Origin of the sequence: Sphingopyxis sp., from assembly GCF_035998965.1 — a bacterium.
Classification (GTDB): domain Bacteria; phylum Pseudomonadota; class Alphaproteobacteria; order Sphingomonadales; family Sphingomonadaceae; genus Sphingopyxis.
This window is the reverse complement of sequence record NZ_DASYHE010000074.1, coordinates 1-18,724: the sequence shown is the minus strand read 5'-3', so window position 1 is coordinate 18,724 and position 18,724 is coordinate 1. Positions and strand designations below refer to the sequence as shown.

The following is an 18,724-nucleotide window of genomic DNA, read 5'->3' as shown; positions in this document are numbered from 1 at the left end:
GCGTTCGACGGTGACCAGCGCGGTCGCTTCGCGGAACGGCATGCGGACCTGGAAGCTGGCGGTGTCGCCCGCGGCGTAGCGCGGCTTTTCGGCGATCACGTCCATACGGTCGCCATTGTCGCCGCCGAACCACCATTCATTTTCGCCCGCGAGCCAGACCGAGCGGATGGCGCGTGCTTCGTTGCCGTCGGCGTCGAGTGTTGTTGCGACGACGGTGACTTCGCCCGACACGCCCGGCGCGATCGCGCAGCTGGCGCGGCCGAGCTTGTCGGTCGTTGCGGTGCAGCTGGCGGTCAGCTTCGTCGTCCGCATCTGGTTGTCATAGGCGTAGAAGCCGCCGATCAGGCGGCGCCGCGCGGTGATGATCTCGCGGTTGTAGAGCGCGACTGAAACGCGCTGGCCGCTAATCGGTTTGCCGTCGAGGTCGAGAGCGATGAAATTGAGCTTGAGGTCGTTGTCGCGCATCAGCCAGCCGTCGGTCTTGAGCCCGAGGCGGACGGCGGAGGGGTAAAGGGTGATGCGGCGGCTGGAGGTCAAGGTTTCGCCATTGGCGTCCTCATAATCCATTTCGGCCGCCATGACCGTCGGTTCGGTGATCGGCTGATCGACCGCGACGCTGGTCGTGGCAGCGCCATTGGCGTCGAGCCTGAGCGGCACCGAGCGTGCGAGCGGCAGGTCGGCGGCGGGTTCGTCGCCGCTGTCGTCGAGCTGGATCACGCCTTCCTTGACCGGCTGGCCGTCGAAATCCCAATCCTTATAATCCTGCGGCGGCGACCAGCTGGACCGGAAATTGGTGCGCAGTTCGACCGGGATATTGGGCGCGGGGCCGCCCGAGAGATAGCCGACGAACAGCGACAGCGGCACGGCGGTCGGGCGCACCAGCGATGTCCTGGGTCCGGTGACGGTCGCCTTCATCGTCGGCAGGCGATATTCGTCGACCTTGACCGACTGGCCCGACCAGATTGTCTTGTCCTCGCCATCCTTGTCCTTGGTGACGAACACCAGTTCATAATCGCCCGTCGGCGCCGAGGCGGGGACGTTCCACACGCTGTCGCCGCTGCCGGTGGTGCTCACTGCGAACGGCATTTCGAATTCGGTGTCCGAGCCGCGGTGGACGAGGCGCAGTTTCCCCGCGAGCGGCTGCGGCGTCATGAAGCCGGTACCGACGGGGCGGCGCAGGATATGCTTCATATGGACGGTCTCGCCCGCTTTCACGAGCGAACGATCGAAGACGGTGTGGAGAATATCCTCGCGCTCCGACCAGCCATAGGGGAGATCGAAGTCATAGGGGCGGATGCCGCGACCCCAGTCGGTGAGGGTGAAGCTGAAATCATCGCCCGATCGCGCCGAGACCATCAGCGCATGGCCCTCGCTCTTGGTCGGATCGGGGGTTTCTTCGCAGCTCGAATAGGTCTCAGGCTGGGGCAGCCCGCCCGCAAAGGCGAGGCGCCCCGCCTTGTCGGCGGTGCCGCGCGCGAGCAGGCGGCCGGTGCAGCTGTCCGAGACGCGGATTTCGGCGCCCGCGACGGGGAGGCCGGTGTCGAGCGCGGTGACCCAGGCGAGCGAGCCTTCGCGGCCCCATTTGAAATGTACCGCCATGTTGGTGACGAGCGCGGCGGTCGCGACATAGCGCGTTGCCTTGCGCCCGAGCAGCGCGGCGCCGAGTTCGGGGCTGGCAATTTCGACGACGTGGAAGCCCTTTTCAGTGAGCGGGATGCCGACGACCTCGAACGCCTTGCCGCCGCCGGGCGGGGTCAGTTGCATGTCGCGGCGCTCGCCGCCCGCGGGGGCATCGGCGAACACCGATTTGGTGCCGGTGTAATTGACGCGGATATCCTTGCCGGTGCGGTCCTTTTCCTCGCGATAGTCAGTGTCGTCGGCGTCATCGACGCGCTTCAGCCAGCGCGCGATTGCGGCATCGTCATCGCCGACTTTCAGCGCGGTGGCGGGCATTTTGAGGTTCGATTGGACCATCGTCCCTTCGACGCCGCGCACGGTGACGGGCAGGACGCCGCCCTCGCCGGCTTCGAGGATGCCGAATTCGGCGGCGAATTTGACCAAAGGCGGGGCGCGGTCGATGTGGAATTTCAGCGGGAAATTCGACTGGTTCTGGAGCTTGCGGCCGCTCTGGTCGGTGACATCGGCGGGCAGGATCAGCGTGGCGTCGACATTTTGCGGCAGCGGGCCGGCGAAGCGGACGCTGGTCAGATACGCATCATTTTTGTCGTCGTCATCGACCTTGGGGGTCAGGCGCTTGCCGTCGGCGGTGGTCAGCGTCGCGGCGAGCGCGGTGTCGCGGGCGACGGGCGAGGCGAAGCTGAGCGTCACATCCTTGACCGGGTTGCAGCCCGCCTGCGGATTGACGCGGCTGCAAGACATTTTGGCGGTGAAGGCGGGGCGGACGTCGAAATCGAAGCGCTGGTCGCGTGCCGCAGTGCGGCCGGGAACCCCGGCTTGCGAAATGCGCGCGTCCCAGACCACCGCCATCTCGCGCCCCGGGGGCAGCGGGCGGCGGCATTTGACCGGGACAACGCGGTCGAGCGCCGCCTCGCGGTCGGCGCCCGCGGCGGGCAGGCGCAGCGGCAGCCCGGCGTCATAGGTGAACGACTGGCGCGACCAGTTGGCGTCGCCAAGCCCGGTCAGGATTTGCGTTGCTGTCTCACGCGGCAGGACGTCGAGCGGGATTTTCTCGCCGATGCCGTCGACCGCGCAATAGCCGAAGCGACCGACCGAGGCGCGGTCGGCGGCGACGTTGGTGGCGACAAGAAAGATCTGGTCCTCCTCGATCCCGTCGTAAACCCCGCCCGCGAGGATGGCGCGCGCCGAGGGGCCGCCGGTGTCGAGTGCGAAGCGTTCGTTGCCCGCGACGGTGATGCCGCGCGCGGTTTTGAGGCCACCCCGCAGCTCGACGTGGCAGCGCAGCCCGCCGGGGAGCGGCTTGTCGAATTCGAGCACCCAGGTGCGGGTGTCGACCCAGCGACCGGTCGCGGGAAGCTTGCAGTCGTTGGTCGCGGGCGCGGCGGCGCGGGGATCGCCGAGCGGGACCATGTCTTCGGAAAAGCGCAGCGTGAAGCGGGTGATCGTGCCGTCGCCGGTCCCCGAACTGCCCGGGGTGGCGAGCGTCACCTGCGGCACGGTGTCGGCGGTCGCGGTGGCGGCCATTGCGAGCGAAAGCGGGAGGATGAGCGCCAGTTTTGCCTTGGCGGCGACCATTGCCGCCAGCCCCTGCCAACCCGTTTTCATCCCGCCGTCTCCCCGCATAAACCTGCGCCGTTATCCTGCTGGAAACAGGGGCTGCTGTCCACCCGTCGCCGCGTACCGGGAACGCTTAGCCGCGGTTCGGGAAACGGCTGTGACCGCGGTCATAGACGACCGCGAAATGTCAGCGCGCCAGCATCGGGCCGAGCTTTTGCCCAGCGAAGATATGGACGTGGAGGTGCGGGACTTCCTGATGGCTGTCGAGCCCGGTGTTGGCGAGCAGGCGGTAGCCGGGGGCGACGAGCCCCGCGTCGCGCGCGACCTGACCGACGGCGCGGACGAAGCCGGCGATTTCGGCGTCGCTGGCGCGTGCCGAAAAATCGTCCCAGCTGACATAGGCGCCCTTGGGGATCACGAGGATGTGCAGCGGCGCCTGCGGGTTGATGTCGTGGAAGGCGAGCGCGTAGTCGTCCTCGTACACGGTCTTCGACGGCAGCTCGCCGCGCAGGATGCGCGCGAAGATATTGTTGTCGTCATAGGGCTGGGTGGCGTCGATCGGCATGGTGGCTCCTAGGACTGGCGGCTGGCTTTTTCGGTGTGGCCCGAGGTGCCGTGGCGGCGGGTGAGTTCGGCGGCGATGGCGTCCCAGGCGATGCCGCGTTCGGCGAGCAGGATCGAGAGATGGAAGACAAGGTCGCTCGCTTCGCCGATCAGCGCGGGGTCATCCTCGCTGACCGCGGCGATCACTGCCTCGACGGCTTCCTCGCCCAGTTTCTGCGCGATCTTGCCGCGGCCCTTGGCGGCGAGGCTGGCGACGTAGGAGGCTTCGGCCTCGCCCGCGGCGAGCCGGTCGTGGATGACGGCCTCGAGCCGCCCCAGCGCTTCACCCATTGCCTTGCTCATCCGCGCGCTCCCTTTGCGAGCGTGACTAGCGGCGCGGCGGCGCGGCGACAAGCTGTGGCGCGAAGGACGCACGATCGGAATTTTATCCGCCGGTAACCATATCGAAACGCGGTTTGCCGTATCTTTTCCGCGCCGGGGGGCAGGTTCAACGCTAGTAGTTCGGAAAAAATATCATGAAATCAGGCACCCGCCCCCAGGTGTTTCTGGCCGCAACGGCCTCGGTGATCGCGTTGATCGCGACCCCCGCTGCCGCGCAGACCGGCGACGACGACATCGTCGTCACCGGATCGCGGATCGCCAAGAGCGAATTTACCAGCGCCGACCCGATCCAGATCATCGACCCCGACAACGCGAAACTGCAGGGGCAGGTCCAGCTGGCCGACATATTGCAATCGACCCCCGCGGCGCAGGGATCGATCCAGATTACCTCGGTAATTTCCAATCGTTTTGTCGCCAATGGCGGCAATGATGTGCAGAGCGTGTCGCTGCGCGGGCTGGGCGCCGAGCGGACGCTGGTGCTGATCAACGGGCGCCGTGCCGGGCCGGCGGGGATCCGCGGGTCGGTCGCGCCCTTCGACCTCAACGTCCTGCCGCTGTCGGTGGTGCGAGAGGCCCAAGTGCTGAAGACCGGGGCCTCGTCGATCTATGGGTCGGATGCGGTCGCGGGGGTGGTCAATATATTGACCCGCAACGATCTTAACGGCTTCGAAGGCGGCGGCTTTTCGTCGATCACCGAGCATGGCGGCGGCGAAAGCTATGGCGTCGATGCGAGCTTCGGCAAGACATTCGACCGCGGGCATTTTTTCGCAACCGTCGATGTTTTCCGTCAGCAAAACCTGACCCGCCGCGACCGCGGTTTCCTGTTTTGCTCAGAGGAATATCTGAAGCGCGAGGCCGATGGCAGCCGCGCCGACATCGTCGATTTTCGTACCGGGCGGCCGGCGTGCAGCAGTACCGTGGGCAATGCGATCGTGTTCGGCGATTTTTCGGGGGTCGATCCGGACGGTTTTCCGACCTTTGGCCCCGGGCTGATCGCGCCGAACGGGCAGGCGGTGTTTGCCGGACAATATGGCGCCGAGTTTGCGGGGGTCGGCATTCCGATCAACGCCTATAACCCGATCGGGGTGTTCGGCCCCGCCGACTTTTTCGGGGTCAATTTTGACGGCCCATCGGCCGGTGCGCTCAACCAGTTCGAGCCGGTCGAGCAGGATTCGGACGTGTTTTCGGGGGTAAGCCGGATCAGCGCCTTTGCCGACGCGGCCTATGACGTGACCGATGGCATCACGCTGTACGGTGAGGGGCTGTTCAGCAACCGCAAGTCGCGCAACAATGGCTTTCAGGTGCTGACGCTGGAGCAGTTTACCGGCGCGTCGATGCTGCCCTTTTTCCTGTGCAATCCGGCGGCGAACAATTGCGATCCGTTCGACATGGGCGATCCGTTCAACGGCGAATTCGGCGGCAACCTCATCCTGCGCCCGCGGGTGCTGGTTAAATCGGAGAGCCGCGCCGACGTCGATTATTACCGCGGGGTGCTGGGGCTGCGCGGCACATTCGGCGGCGGGTGGAAATGGGATATTCACGGCCAGCACAGCCGGTCGGATGCCAGCTATACGCAGGACGTGATCTATCAGGATGCGCTCGCGTCGCAGACGTTGCGCACCCGCTCGTGCGTTGGCACCACGACCGCGATCCGCGGCGCGGAGTGCATCGACATCGACTTCACCGACCCGCGCGTACTGCGCGGCGATTTTACACCCGCGGAGCGCGCCTTTCTGACGGGGCGCGAAACCGGGCGCACCTTGTTCAAGCAAAGCTCGGCCGAGGCACTGCTGACCGGCAAATTGTTCACCCTGCCCGCCGGACCCGTCGGCGCGGCGTTCGGGGCGAATATCCGCCGCGACGAGATCAACGACACGCCGGGCGAAGCGACGCTGGTGGGCAATGTCGCCAATTTCACCACCTCGGGCATCACCGCGGGACGCACCGTGTCGAAGGAATTGTTCGGCGAAGTCGAAGTGCCGCTGCTCGCCGATGTGCCGCTGATCGAGCGGCTGACCTTGTCGGGCGCGGCGCGCTACACCCATGTCGATGCGACGCGCCGCGACGGGGTGCAGGACAGCTTCAGCGACGCAACGTGGAAAGTCGGCGCCGACTGGGCGGTGACCGACTGGCTGCGCTTTCGGGGCACCTGGGGCACCTCGTTCCGCGCCCCGGCGCTGTTCGAGCTGTTCCTCGAGAATCAGACGGGTTTCCTGGAGCAACAGGCGATCGACCCGTGCATCCAGACCGCAGCGCGGCTCGCGGCGGGGGCGATCAGCCAGCGCGTGGCGGACAATTGCGCCGCCGATGGCATTGGCCCAAATTTTGCGGGCGGGATCGGTCCCGCGACGATCGTGTCGGGCGGCGGCATCGGCCAGCTCAAGCCCGAAACCTCAACCGCCAAAACCGTGTCGGTGATCCTGACCCCCGATCTGTCGGGGGTATTGTGGGGCGGGCTCAAGACTAGCCTGGCGGTCGATTATTTCGACATCAAGGTGAAGGACGAGATTACCTTGCTCGGCGCCGGAAACATTTTGAACGGCTGTTATGATTCGGACGCCTTCCCCGACGAGCCGCTGTGCGCGTTGTTTACCCGCGCGGCGACCGGTCCCGACACCCAGAGCGTCGCGGGGGTCACCGACCGCTATGTCAATATCAGCCGCCAGCGCAATCGCGGCGTCGACCTGTCGCTGGCCGTCGATCAGGATCTCGGCAAGCTGGGCACGCTGGCGTTTCGGGCGCAGATGACCTGGCAGATCGAGGACAAGGTCGCGCTTTTCCCCGGCACCACGGTCAACGACAATGGCAAGATCGGCAATCCGAAATGGGTCGGCGATTTCAATCTGGGCTGGATGAAGGGTGGCTGGACCTTGTTCTACGGGCTCGATGTGACGGGCGCCGCGTCGAACGAAGCGGACCTGCTGCGCGCGCAGGGCGGCGATCCGTGCCGCACGTCGAGCTTCCGCCCCGGCGGGCGCTTCTGTCCCGATGTGAGCGTCCCCGCGACCTTCTATCACTCGCTGTCGCTAAGCCGCGATGTGGCCGAACAGTTCCAGATTACTTTGGGGGTCGCCAACCTGTTTGATACGCCGCCGCCGCGGGTGTCGACGGTGGTGACGGCGACGCCGCCGGTGATCGGGCAGGCGCCCGCGTTCGGGACGCAATATGACTATCTGGGGCGGCGGGTGTTTTTGAGTGTGCGGGGGAAGATGTAGGGGGTGGTTAGGGTCTGCTCCGTTATCTCGAACTTTATCCGGAATGACGGTCAGGCGAAAATCCTCCCTGTCGCGTAGCGATGGGGAGGGGGACCGCTCGCAAAGCGAGTGGTGGAGGGGCGGCGACGTCGGCGCCAAAGCCCCTCCGTCAGCGCTACGCGCTGCCACCTCCCCATCGCTCCGCGACAGGGAGGATCAACAGCAACAATCGGTGACGACGACCAACGGGCTGGACAATCCCGCCCCCCTCTGGTGAAGCGCCGACATGGCCGAGGTCAAACTGCATCCCGACTGGCTCGCAGCGATAGGCGGCGAATTCGAGCGGCCTTATATGGCGGCGCTGAGAACGTTTCTTGCCAGCGAACGTGACAAGGGCAAGACCATCTATCCGCGGCCGCGCGACTGGTTTGCGGCGCTCGATGCAACCCCGCCGCAGGATGTGCGTGTCGTCATATTGGGGCAGGATCCATACCATGGGCCGGGGCAGGCGCATGGGCTGTGCTTTTCGGTCCAGCCGGGGGTGCGGGTGCCGCCGAGCCTGGTCAACATCTACAAGGAAATGCAGAGCGACCTTGGCATTCCCCGCGCGTCGCACGGGTACCTCCGGCATTGGGCTGACCAAGGCGTGCTGCTGCTCAACAATTGCCTGACGGTCGAGGCCGGGCAGGCGGCGTCGCACCAGGGCAAGGGGTGGGAGCGGTTTACCGATGCCGTCGTCGCCGCGGTCGCCGCCGATCCGGCGCCGAAAGTGTTCATCCTTTGGGGTAGCCATGCGCAGAAGAAGGCGGCGAATGTTGCGGGCCTGAACGAGGGCAGTATGGGCGCGGGCAGTCCGCATCTGATCCTGCGTGCCCCGCATCCCTCGCCCTTGTCGGCGCACAATGGCTTTTTCGGGTCGCGGCCCTTCAGCCAGACCAACGCGTTTCTGGCGGCGCAGGGGCGGGGGGCGATCGATTGGGCGCTGCCTGAACATCCGGACGCTGCCACCGCATGAATTTGCTGAGCGACCCATCGACGCTCGCCGTGCTGGCGCTGGCGGTGATCCTGCTCGGGCTGGCCAAGGGCGGCTTGTCGGGGGTCGGCGCGCTGGCGACGCCGATCGTCGCGCTGGTGCTGCCGCCGACGCTGGCTGCGGCGCTGCTGCTGCCGATCCTGATCGTGCAGGACGTCGTCAGCGTGTGGTCGTTCCGCAAGACATGGGACGGGTGGATCATCGGCTGGATGCTCCCCGGCGCTGCGGTCGGCATCGGCGCGGGCTATTTTTTCGCCGAGCAGGTCGACGAGGCGAAGCTGATGGCGGCGCTCGGCGCGATCACGCTGGCGTTCGGGGTGTACCGGCTGTGGGTCGAGCGCGGCGGGCGGGTGGTCGCCGCGTCGACGTCACCGGGCTGGGTCGGCAGCCTGTTCGGGGTCGCCACCGGCTTCACCAGCCAGATTGCGCATGCCGGCGGGCCGCCGTTCCAGATGTGGGTGACGCCGCGCCGCCTGCCGCATCTGGTCTTTGTCGGGACGAGCTCGATATTGTTCGCGGCGATCAACTGGATCAAGGTGCCCGCCTATATCGCGCTCGGCGCCTTTCCGCACGAGGTGCTGGTCGCCGCGGCGCTGCTGATGCCGCTGGCGATCCTTTCGACCTTGCTGACGGTGCGCTGGCTGAAACGGATCGACGGCGCCCGCTTCTATGTCCTCATCTATCTGCTGATGGTCGTGCTCGGCGCCAAGCTGATGTGGGACGGGCTGGCGGGATAAGGGGCGACTTGCGGCGCCAAACGGCGTAGGCTGCGCCGCGACGGGCACAGGCGTCCGCCCCCTTGCAAGGTATTGACCATGGCCAAAGGCCAGAAGAAGACGAGCCGTGAAGTCCGCAAGCCCAAGGCAGAAAAGCCCAAAAAGCCGAACGCCAGCAATCCGTCGACCAAGGTCGGCGTGGTCGCGGGCCTCGACAATATGAAGAAATAAGCGCGGGTAGCGGGCAGGAGACAAGCATGGTTCAGGCACGATGGAACGGTGCGGTGATCGCCGACAGCGACGCGACCGTCGTGGTTGAGGGCAATCATTATTTCCCGCGCGCCGCGGTCGATGCGGCGCTGCTGTCGGATAGTGCGACGACGAGCTTTTGTCCGTGGAAGGGCACCGCGCGCTACCACCATGTCACCGTCGATGGCCAAGTGAACAAAGACGCCGCCTGGTACTATCCCGACCCCAAGGATGCGGCGGCGGAAATCAAGGACCGCATCGCCTTCTGGAAAGGCGTCGTGGTCGGCTGACCGCGTTTGCTCTGTCGATGGCCATCCAGATCCTTGTCGATGCCGACGCCTGTCCGGTGAAGGACGAGATTTACCGCGTCGCGTGGCGGCACGAGGTCGCGGTGAAGGTGGTCAGCAACAGCCGGCTCCGCGTGCCCGAACACCCGCTGATCGAGCGGGTGGTGGTGTCGGACGGTTTCGACGCCGCCGACGACTGGATCGCCGAAGCGGCAGATGCGGCGAGCGTCGTGGTCACCGCCGACATCCTGCTCGCCGACCGGGCGTTGAAGGCGGGGGCGAGCGTGCTTGGTCCCAATGGCAAGCCGTTCACGCTGGCGTCGATCGGCCCGGCGATTGCAACGCGCGCGATCATGGCCGATCTGCGCGCCGGGGGCGACCAGATCGGCGGCCCGCCGCCGTTCACCAAGACCGACCGCTCGCAGTTTTTGCAGGCGCTCGACAGCGCGCTGGTGCGGCTGAAGCGCAGATAGCCGTTTTTACGAAGGTTGACCGCGCCGACGTGTCGCCGCATCCTGATGCTATGGCGCGACTCTATACCAGCTTCGCCGAATTCTGGCCCTTTTACCTGCGCGAGCATAGCAAGGCGTCGACGCGGGCGTTGCACTATGTCGGGACCAGCCTGGTCGTGCTGATCGCGATCGGGGCGGTGGTGAGCGGTCGGTGGGGGTGGCTGATCGCGTTGCCGCTGGCGGGCTATGCCTTTGCGTGGGCGGCGCATTTCGGGGTCGAAAAGAACCGGCCCGCGACCTTTACCTATCCGCTGTGGAGCCTGGCCGCCGATTTCAAGATGTGGGGGCTGTGGCTGACCGGGCGGCTTGGCACCGAGCTCGACAAGGCAGGGGTCGCGCGCTGACGCGTTTTCGTCATTTCCGCGGTGCATGTTAGGCTGTCTGTTCCGAGTCCCGTTCCGCCCCCTTGTCCAAGGAGACATTGCATGACCGTCAATCACGCTTCCGCCCGTTACGAAGGCTTTGGCAAGGAAGGCAAAGGGTCGATCACGACCAAATCGGGGGTGCTCGACAAGCAGGTCTATGGGTTCGGCACGCGCTTCGAAGGGCAGCCGGGGACGAACCCCGAGGAGCTGATCGCTGCGGCGCACGCGGCGTGTTTCACCATGGCGCTGTCGTTCGGGCTGGCGCGCGCGGGCTATAGCGGCGAGACGCTGGAGACGAGCGCAGCGGTCACGCTCGATCAAATCGACGGCGGGTTCGAGATCAGCCAATCGGCTTTGACGCTGGTCGCCAAAGTGCCGGGGATCGACGCCGACGAGTTTGCGAAGATCGCCAAGGAGGCCGAAATGACCTGCCCGGTGTCGAAGCTGCTCGATTGCGAAATTACCTTGGAGCATAGTTTGGAGAATTAGGCGCGGTGGTGAGGTGCGGGATCGGTGCTTGATCTCAACCGCGCTTGAGCTTTCATAAGCGTCGGTAGTTGATTCGCGAACGGAGTCCTTGCCGATGTTGCACTATCCCGCTGCCCCTGCTTCCGCTGCCGACTATGGCGATCCCGCGCCGTCCGAGCGGGCGCCGCTGCTGACGCGCTATCTGGCGCGGATTGGCTACACCGGGCCGGTGGCGCCGACGCCGGAGGTGCTGGCGGCGTTGCAGGCGGCGCATATCGCGGCGATCCCGTTCGAGGCGATCGACGCGCTGACCGGCGTGGGGATCGATATTGATGCTGACGCGGTTGCGGCGAAGCTGATTGACCGGCGGCGCGGCGGTTATTGTTTCGAGCAGAATGGCCTGTTCCTGCGGATATTGCAGGCGATCGGGTTCGAGGCCGAAGCGATGCTGGGCCGGGTGCGCTGGATGCTGCCGGGCGATGCCCCCGCGACCCCGCGAACGCATCAGGTGGTGCTGGTGACGCTGGACGGGCGGCCGTGGCTCGCCGATGTCGGGTTCGGCGCCGCGGTGCCACCGCAGCCGCTGGCGATGGACAGCGACCCGCCGCAGCCGACGCGGCACGAGGATTACCGCGTGTCGCGCCGCGATTTCGGGTGGGAAGTCGAGGCGCAGATCGGCGAAGCGTGGCAGGCGCTTTACCGACTGGACGACGCCGCGGCGCCGCCGATCGATTGCGTCGTCGGAAATTGGTACACATCGACGCACCCGGAGTCGCATTTCACCCGCCAGCTGGTTGCAGCGCGGACGACCAATGAGGCGCGGTACGGGCTGCGCGACAACCGGCTGACGGTGCGGCTGGCCGACGGGCGGATCGACCGGCGCTATCTGACCGCCGATGAAATCGAGCGGACATTGGCCGAGATTTTCCTGCTGCCGGTCCAGCCGAGCTGGCGCTCCGCCATCGAGCGCGCCGCCACCGCCGAGATCGCGGGGTAGCGGCGCGCATCGTCTGGCTTAGCGGCAGCGCACGTCGTTGTTGTTGCCGCTGCGTTCGATCGCCCGGCCCGCGACCGCGCCGCCGATCGCGCCGAGGATGGTGCCCAGCGTTTCCGAGCCGCCCGGGGCGATGACGTTGCCCGCCACGCCGCCAGCGATGCCGCCAACGATCAGCCCAGTCGACCCGTCGTTGCGGCGGCAATAAAATTTGCCGTCGCGGCCGCGATAGACGCGGTCGTTATTCGACAGGCGGCGCTCGCGATACCGGCGGTCGGTGCGGTAATAATTGTCGGCGTAATAGCCGCCGTGGCGCGGGTCGGGGCGGTTATAATCATAATTGCCGTACTGGCTGTAATAGTTCTGGTCGTAATAGCCGTAGCCGCCATCGTCATAACCAGTACCGGCGCCGACCCCGCCATAAAGGCCGTTCGAGGCGCAGCCGCCGACCAGCGCGGTCGCGGCGGCGAGGGGGATCATCATCATCTTTTTCATCAAGGTCTCTCCATTGGGATCGCGTGCCGGACACGCGGTGTCTTATGATTTCCCCTCAAATAGATAGACCCCCCGTGGCGAGCATGGTTCCGCGGCGCCGCGCCCTCCGCGTGCAATCGGCCGGGTTACCCGATGATAACCAACGCCGCCTTATCATGCCGCCCATGCCGAGCGAGATATTGGCCCTGATCGACAAACCGATGCTGCTGGCGATCGTGCTGGCGGTCGGTGCGGCGATTGGCGTGGGCGCCGAGCGGATCGTCGAGGGTTGGAAGCGCGCCGAGCGGCGGGAACGGTGGCAGAAGCGTGGCGGCAAGCGGGTGTGGGGCGGTGGCAAGGCGAAGGCCGTGCCGGTGGCACCGCCGCCCAAGCCCGCCAGCCCGGTCGCAACCGCCGCCGAGCAATTGCGCGTCGTGATGGAGGCGCCGTTCACCGCGCGGCCGTTGTTCAATCAGGGCGAGCGGCGCTTGCTGACCGTGCTCGACAAGGCGCTGGCCGAGGAGAGCCCCGGCTGGCGCGCAATGGGGCAGGTATCGCTGGGCGAGATTTTGGCGAGTCCGAACGAGGCGGCGTTCTTTGCGGTCAATTCCAAGCGCGTCGACCTGCTGATCGTCGATGCCGACTGCCGCCCGCTCCACGCGGTCGAGATACAGGGCACGGGCCACCACCTGAGCAACAACACCGCCGCGCGCGACGCGGTGAAACGCGAGGCGCTGCGCCGCGCGGGGATCGGTTATGTCGAGGTGGTCAGCGGCGATACGCCTGCCGAAGTGAGGGCGATGGTGCGGAAGTTGGTGGGGCGGGTTGGTTCCTAGCGATTAACCGCGGAGCGGCCAGCGGCCATGTTCGACATGGGTGGTCTTGCCAACGACGCTTTCGGTCAGGATGATTTCGTCGACTGTCCAGCCGATCGGCGGCATCTTCTGCGCATTCAGCCGGTCACCGCGATAGTTGATCGTGATGTGCGGTTCGGGGGTGGTGCCGTCCATGATCGGCGCCTTCTCGCGCAGCAGATGGTTGACGAGCGCCTTCTGGAACGCCCGCGCCTCGGCCAGCGGCTCGCGCGTCCGCAGCGTCACCGCCTTGCGGTTCTCGATCCGGTCGAAGGCGAGCGGGAAGGGTGCTGCTGCGAAGCTGTCCAGCGCGGCGATGGTCGCGGGCAGCCACTCGGGCGGCGCAGTGTGAAGGTCGTAGAGCGAGATGAGCGTGACATGGAGGAGGTGGACCCCGCGCTCGGGATCGTTGCGCGGCAGCGCGGCGATCTGCGCCTGCACCTCGGGCGGTGGCTTGGCCATGACGTAGAGGGGGTTTCGGGCGCGCATGGGTGGGGGTGTAACATGGTGAGGTGGCTGGCGGGTTGGGTAAATGACGCAGCTATGCTGCCGGCACTTCGTCTTCGCCTCGCTGGAGTAACGCCACGAGGGGGGTGTTGATGAAATAGACGTTCCTTCCCGACTGGTGTTTTACCAACAAGTCGGCTTCCGCCAGTTGATCGAGATATTTTGCCGCAGTTTGCCGGGACACCCCTAGCTCGCTCACGACATAGTCGATCCGGGTGTAGGGATGCCGGAACAAGTTGTTGAGCAGATCCTGGGAATAGATTTTCCCATGCTCTGATCTGATGCGCTGTTTGTAGTCCGCCATGAGGGTCCGGATGTCGGCAACAAGGTCGATTGTCTGAGCGGCCGTTTCAGCGACTGCCGTGAGCATATAGATAAGCCAAGGCTCCCATTCGCCAGTATCCCTCACCGATTGCAGCAGCCGGTAATAGTCGGCCTTGTTGGCGGTGATGTATCGGCTGAGGTAGAGGATCGGGATGTCGAGCAAGCGCTGCTGCGTAAGATAGAGCACATTGATGATGCGCCCCAATCGGCCATTGCCATCCGGAAAAGGGTGAATGCTCTCAAACTGATGATGAATGATGGCCATGCGGACCAGCGCATCGAGATGTTTATATTCATCGCCGTTGATGAATTTTTCCAGCGCCGTCATATGCGCTATGACTTCGGCTCCTGTTTGCGGCGGAATATAGACCACCTCCCCCGTCCGGTCGTTTTTGAGCGCGGTTCCGGGGGTGTTGCGAAACCCGCCGTCGGTGCGTTTCAGAATTTGAAACATGGCGACGATCATGTTGTTGGTAAGGATGCCCTGCTTTTCGCGCATCTCCGCCAATCCCAGATGCAGTGCGTCGCGATAGAGCGCGACCTCTTTTGCGGCGGGTGATGCGGGGTTTTCGGGGAAGAGGGTCGCCTGAAACAGTTCGTCCTGCGTCGTGACGATATTCTCGATTTCCGAACTCGCCTTGGCCTCTTGCAGCGATAGCGTGTCGATGAGGATGCCCTGATTGGGGATGGTTGCGGCGCGGCCTTTGAGTTCGGCAAGGAAGCGATGCGCGATAGCGGCGACCTTGAGAACGGCCTTGCTCTCCAACTCGCCGGGTGGCGGCAAATCGGGGATGGCGTAGGTGGATCTCAGCATGGCGCGACCCTTCCAGGGATTGGCGATTTCGCTAACATATCAGGAAATCATGTTAAGGAAAGGCGATTTAATTAACACGTGTAGATGGCAAGCCAATCGATCGTCACCACAATCCCATTGGTTCCGCGTCGCGGACCGCGAGGTTGCGGCGTTCGCGGGGCTGTGGCGCCCGACCGCGGTCGGCGATGCCTATGCTTTCCTGACCTGCGCCCCCAACCCGCTGGTCGCGCCGCTGCACCCCAAGGCGATGCCGGTGATATTGGCTGAGGAAGATTATGCGACGTGGCTGGACGGCGATGCTGATGCGGCGGCGGCGCTGGCGGTGCCGTTTCCGTCGCAGCTGATGGTGGTGGAATAGCGGCGGGATTGGGGGGTTATTGCACCTGTCACCGTAATTCCCGTAATTCCCGTAATTCCAATTGCGGTCAATCTGTTGCGTCCTTTTGCGACCTAATATCAAACCCTGCCATAAGTTCTGAAAATAACTGTGGCCTCCCAAGATGATAGCCTTGACCTACGTCGCAGCCGAGGCTGGAGAGCAGCGCCATGGTTTCTGCGTCCTCAACTCCCTCGGCGACCACAACAGCGCCGAGACGATGTGCCAAGTCGATCGTTGATTTGACCACTTCGAAATTTCGCTGTGAATCGCGCATGGTCATCACATATCGCTTATCGATTTTGATTTCGTCGGCGTTGATTTCAGTCAGATACTCTAGAGTCGATTGGCCTGTTCCATAATCGTCAATCGACAGGCGGATACCGGCGCGACGGATCTGGGTAAGCGTTTGGCGCGCCTGACGACTATTTTCGATCTGTGCTGTCTCGGTAATCTCGATCGTCAACTTTTCGGGCGGCAAATGGTGCGCAGTAAGCATCACCCGAATTGTACCCAAAAGATCGCTGTGATCGAGCAAAGCCGCAGAGAGATTAACTGAGACATTAATATTGAGTGCGCGCATACGCGCCTGTGATGCGGTGCGAATTGCTTGATCTAAAACGAACAAAGTGAGGCGATAAATGTCTTGGCTTTTTTCCGCCTGCACGATGAATTCGTCGGGCGGGATCGGGCCTCGCGTCGGATGCGTCCAGCGCGCAAGCGCCTCAACCCCGACGAGCTTCTTCGTCGCGATTTCATATTGCGGTTGAAAGGCGACCCAGATGTCGCCACCGGTCAGTGCATCTTCGAGCTGCGAATGAAAGGAGAGTTGCCAGCTAGCGTCTTCTTTCTGTCGCGAGGCGTATTTGGTCCACAGCGAACGCGTGCGGATCGCCCGCTCGGCGGCAACGAGCGCAGCGGCAAGGCGCTGAGCGTTAGAGCCCTCGAATTCGTCGTTGACCCCGAACGCGACTGCGACGTCGATGCGCAGTTCGCCGATTGTCAGCGGTGTATTGAATAGCGCAGCGAGGCCTGCGAGCTGCCCTTCGATCTGGCTGTGCTGATAATAGGGAACGAGCCAAGCAAATGTGCCATCCAAATCATGATGCAACTGCGTACCATGCTGGGCGAGCATTAGGCGGCGAGTTACATTATCTAGTAGTTGGCGATGTCCATCGCCCGGCAAAAATGCTGCAATATCGTCAAAGTTGACAATCTTCGCGGCGATGACTGTTGAGCTTCCGAATGGTTGCTGAGCGCGCAAATCTTCAAAATTGGGTAATTGAGGAATAGGCCGATTTAATCTGATGAATCCGCTCTTATTCTTGCGCGGTAAAATTGCATCGCGTTCCTTCTGAAGAGAATCTTCAAGATCTGACAACTTAGAGCTGACTATGTTTTCAAGTCTAGCCGTTCGGGTTTTTGGAAGTTCTTCCAAACTCCAATTTTTCACCCATTTTGAGCAGAGAATGACCTCTCTGGCAGCTTCCCCCATCTCGATGCCATTTGATATCTTGTCCAGAGCAATATCAATAAAAACTTGAGAGCTAAGAGTTTCTATGAAAGATAAATCCATCGTGTCGTTATTACGTTTTAGAATGCGAGAGATAAGAGAGTGATTCTTTTTTCCTATTACGTCTATAATTTGAATTTTATGGGAATCTGACGAAGCAAATTCAAATAGATCTTCAAGTATATCTTCAGAGTCATATCTGTAAACAAATATTGGATTATCACTCACAGAAATTCCAAAAACCATGTCTTCATACGGGGACATTTTTATCTTTGGTTCTATTTTGATATCAAAGTTGCAGTGTATTTCAGAGACTTCAAAATACTTGGAAGATCCAGAAAAGGAAAACTGCGAAAATTTCTGTTCATAATTTTCGCTATTTGAGAATATCGGGATGACAAATATTCCGTTATCTTCCGGTTTATAGTATGATACAATTTCCCATTCATCACTCATGGTTGAAGCATCCCATGGAATCCAAGAGATTTCTTACAGAAATTTCCATCTGTGCCTGTAGATATTCTGGATGCCTACCTACAATAAAGCGATAGGTGCCAATTTTTACACCCTTGTCGGCCAGCGCCATGAGAATCGGAGCCTTCGAGTTGCCCATCCAGAGTGTGTGTGGAACAACCACGCCGAGTAAGTTTTCGTCAAGTAAAATTGGATCTCTAAATCCGACTTCAATACTACATATTCGGTCATCGGGTTCATTGCGCCCGGGGGATGCTAATAGGGTAAGATAGGCTCGGCCTTGCAGTTCCCAAGGTTGTGTAACGTCGTCAATCTTCCTTAGTTTTGATCGATCTGCATCAAGATATGCTTCTTCATCTTCGAACGTTGCTGAAATCAATCGATTGATTCGAGCCGGGTCGGCTTCGAGCGAAAAATCATCAACTCTAAAGTCTTCAGTTAATACGTGGGAATACATTCTATTAAAGTATGCTCCGGTATCAAATGCATGAATGTAGTGGCATCTGTCTATCATCCGAGGATTAAAAATAAAGCAACTCGGACATGCTGCTTCTAGCGAAATGCTTGATCCGGGTCTTAATCTGTAGGCAGGCCGACCGTAGAAAAAGTACAAAAGGGGATCTTTAAATTCTCCATCGCACTTTTCAGGCAGTGACATTTTATTTTCGTCGATAATTCGTTCTGCGGAAATAGTGCTGGTGACGTGAGTTATCGGCAAAAGTCTCGATTGCGCCGGCTCATGTCGGTCGACCCATTCAGAGAATTTATTTTCTGCCACGGAACGCCCCATCTAGAATTCGCCGATTCTAGATGGGGTCATTGGAAATATAAATCTACAATTTCGTTTGGAATTGGCTCAATCATGCTCCCGCCCACCCGCGCCCATATACAGCTCGCGCCCCTTATCCTCATAGACCTGGCTCATTTCCGCCATGCCCTTCTCGGCCTCTTCCGCCGCGATGAAGCCCGCGCTGTCCTGATTTTGCAGCTTCGCGAAGTCGCGAACTTCCTGGCTGATCTTCATCGAGCAAAACTTCGGGCCGCACATGCTGCAGAAATGCGCCGACTTGGCGCCTTCCGCCGGGAGGGTCTGGTCGTGGTATTGCTCCGCCGTGTCGGGGTCGAGCGACAGGTTGAACTGGTCGCGCCAGCGGAATTCGAAGCGCGCTTTCGATAGCGCGTCGTCGCGGACCTGTGCGGCAGGGTGGCCCTTGGCGAGGTCGGCGGCGTGGGCGGCGAGCTTGTAGGTGACGACGCCGACCTTCACATCGTCGCGGTCGGGCAGGCCCAGATGCTCCTTCGGCGTGACGTAGCAAAGCATCGCGGTGCCGTACCAGCCGATCTGCGCGGCGCCGATGCCGCTGGTGATATGGTCGTAGCCCGGCGCGATGTCGGTGGTGAGCGGCCCGAGCGTGTAGAAGGGCGCCTCG

The 18,724-nt window shown here is 62.5% G+C and carries 20 protein-coding genes; 11 read left to right on the top strand and 9 right to left on the bottom strand.

The window, feature by feature from the left end; translation table 11 throughout:
• The 3 genes from VGN68_RS12825 to VGN68_RS12815 form a co-directional block, all read right to left on the bottom strand.
• Nucleotides 1-3,243: MG2 domain-containing protein (locus VGN68_RS12825; RefSeq protein ID WP_327477265.1), on the bottom strand; the 3,243-nt coding region annotated here is incomplete at its 3' end.
• A 139-nt stretch (nt 3,244-3,382) separates the two neighbouring features.
• Entirely contained in the window at nt 3,383-3,760 is a 378-nt protein-coding gene (locus VGN68_RS12820) for a histidine triad nucleotide-binding protein (RefSeq protein ID WP_327477263.1), read from the bottom strand.
• Between the two features lie 8 nt (nt 3,761-3,768).
• Nucleotides 3,769-4,101 carry a phosphoribosyl-ATP diphosphatase gene (locus VGN68_RS12815; protein ID WP_327477261.1) on the bottom strand — a complete coding sequence of 111 codons (333 nt, stop codon included), beginning with the start codon at nt 4,099-4,101 and terminating at the stop codon, nt 3,769-3,771.
• Between the two features lie 173 nt (nt 4,102-4,274).
• Here VGN68_RS12815 and VGN68_RS12810 point away from each other — a divergent pair, with 173 nt between their 5' ends.
• From VGN68_RS12810 to VGN68_RS12770, 9 genes are all read left to right on the top strand, one after another.
• Nucleotides 4,275-7,355 (top strand): TonB-dependent receptor plug domain-containing protein, encoded by a 3,081-nt coding sequence (locus VGN68_RS12810; protein WP_327477259.1) that lies wholly within the window; start codon nt 4,275-4,277, stop codon nt 7,353-7,355.
• Between the two features lie 265 nt (nt 7,356-7,620).
• Entirely contained in the window at nt 7,621-8,349 is a 729-nt protein-coding gene (gene ung, locus VGN68_RS12805; protein ID WP_327477257.1) for a uracil-DNA glycosylase, read from the top strand.
• On the top strand, nt 8,346-9,104 hold the full coding sequence (locus VGN68_RS12800) for a sulfite exporter TauE/SafE family protein (RefSeq protein WP_327477255.1): 759 nt from the start codon (nt 8,346-8,348) through the stop codon (nt 9,102-9,104). The genes ung and VGN68_RS12800 overlap by 4 nt, the downstream gene beginning before the upstream one ends.
• 78 nt (nt 9,105-9,182) lie before the next feature.
• Nucleotides 9,183-9,314 carry a hypothetical protein gene (locus tag VGN68_RS12795; protein ID WP_268239169.1) on the top strand — a complete coding sequence of 44 codons (132 nt, stop codon included), beginning with the start codon at nt 9,183-9,185 and terminating at the stop codon, nt 9,312-9,314.
• Nucleotides 9,315-9,340: 26 nt separating this feature from the next.
• Entirely contained in the window at nt 9,341-9,622 is a 282-nt protein-coding gene (locus VGN68_RS12790) for a DUF427 domain-containing protein (RefSeq protein WP_327477250.1), read from the top strand.
• Between the two features lie 17 nt (nt 9,623-9,639).
• Nucleotides 9,640-10,092 (top strand): YaiI/YqxD family protein, encoded by a 453-nt coding sequence (locus VGN68_RS12785; RefSeq protein WP_327477248.1) that lies wholly within the window; start codon nt 9,640-9,642, stop codon nt 10,090-10,092.
• Between the two features lie 50 nt (nt 10,093-10,142).
• Entirely contained in the window at nt 10,143-10,475 is a 333-nt protein-coding gene (locus tag VGN68_RS12780; protein ID WP_293702101.1) for a DUF962 domain-containing protein, read from the top strand.
• An 81-nt stretch (nt 10,476-10,556) separates the two neighbouring features.
• The gene (locus tag VGN68_RS12775) at nt 10,557-10,985 is read left to right on the top strand and encodes an OsmC family protein (RefSeq protein ID WP_327477246.1); all 429 of its coding nucleotides are present in this window, start codon (nt 10,557-10,559) and stop codon (nt 10,983-10,985) included.
• A gap of 94 nt (nt 10,986-11,079) precedes the next feature.
• Nucleotides 11,080-11,961 carry an arylamine N-acetyltransferase gene (locus VGN68_RS12770; protein WP_327477245.1) on the top strand — a complete coding sequence of 294 codons (882 nt, stop codon included), beginning with the start codon at nt 11,080-11,082 and terminating at the stop codon, nt 11,959-11,961.
• An 18-nt stretch (nt 11,962-11,979) separates the two neighbouring features.
• On the opposite strand, the gene VGN68_RS12765 is transcribed toward VGN68_RS12770, so the two are convergent.
• Nucleotides 11,980-12,453, bottom strand: coding sequence for a glycine zipper 2TM domain-containing protein (locus VGN68_RS12765; protein WP_327477244.1), 474 nt, complete (start codon nt 12,451-12,453; stop codon nt 11,980-11,982).
• A gap of 155 nt (nt 12,454-12,608) precedes the next feature.
• Between VGN68_RS12765 and VGN68_RS12760 the strand changes: the two genes are divergently transcribed.
• The gene (locus tag VGN68_RS12760; protein ID WP_327477243.1) at nt 12,609-13,268 is read left to right on the top strand and encodes a DUF2726 domain-containing protein; all 660 of its coding nucleotides are present in this window, start codon (nt 12,609-12,611) and stop codon (nt 13,266-13,268) included.
• A 3-nt stretch (nt 13,269-13,271) separates the two neighbouring features.
• On the opposite strand, the gene VGN68_RS12755 is transcribed toward VGN68_RS12760, so the two are convergent.
• Together VGN68_RS12755 and VGN68_RS12750 are read right to left on the bottom strand one after the other, a co-directional pair.
• Nucleotides 13,272-13,748, bottom strand: coding sequence for a 2'-5' RNA ligase family protein (locus VGN68_RS12755; protein ID WP_327477241.1), 477 nt, complete (start codon nt 13,746-13,748; stop codon nt 13,272-13,274).
• Between the two features lie 79 nt (nt 13,749-13,827).
• Complete coding sequence (locus VGN68_RS12750) at nt 13,828-14,931, bottom strand: Fic family protein (RefSeq protein ID WP_327477239.1); 1,104 nt, start codon at nt 14,929-14,931, stop codon at nt 13,828-13,830.
• Between VGN68_RS12750 and VGN68_RS12745 the strand changes: the two genes are divergently transcribed.
• Entirely contained in the window at nt 14,930-15,289 is a 360-nt protein-coding gene (locus VGN68_RS12745; RefSeq protein WP_327477238.1) for an SOS response-associated peptidase family protein, read from the top strand. The two genes, VGN68_RS12750 and VGN68_RS12745, sit on opposite strands and share 2 nt — an antisense overlap.
• 67 nt (nt 15,290-15,356) lie before the next feature.
• Here the strand turns inward: VGN68_RS12745 and VGN68_RS12740 are convergent, their stop codons facing one another.
• The 3 genes from VGN68_RS12740 to VGN68_RS12730 all read right to left on the bottom strand — a co-directional run.
• Nucleotides 15,357-17,276, bottom strand: a complete 1,920-nt coding sequence (locus tag VGN68_RS12740; RefSeq protein ID WP_327477237.1) for an EAL domain-containing protein — start codon at nt 17,274-17,276, stop codon at nt 15,357-15,359.
• On the bottom strand, nt 17,269-18,072 hold the full coding sequence (locus VGN68_RS12735; RefSeq protein WP_327477236.1) for a hypothetical protein: 804 nt from the start codon (nt 18,070-18,072) through the stop codon (nt 17,269-17,271). Before VGN68_RS12735 ends, VGN68_RS12740 begins: the two co-directional genes overlap by 8 nt.
• Before the next feature lie 78 nt (nt 18,073-18,150).
• A partial coding sequence (locus tag VGN68_RS12730) for a phosphomethylpyrimidine synthase ThiC (protein WP_327477235.1) occupies nt 18,151-18,724 on the bottom strand: 574 nt, incomplete at its 5' end.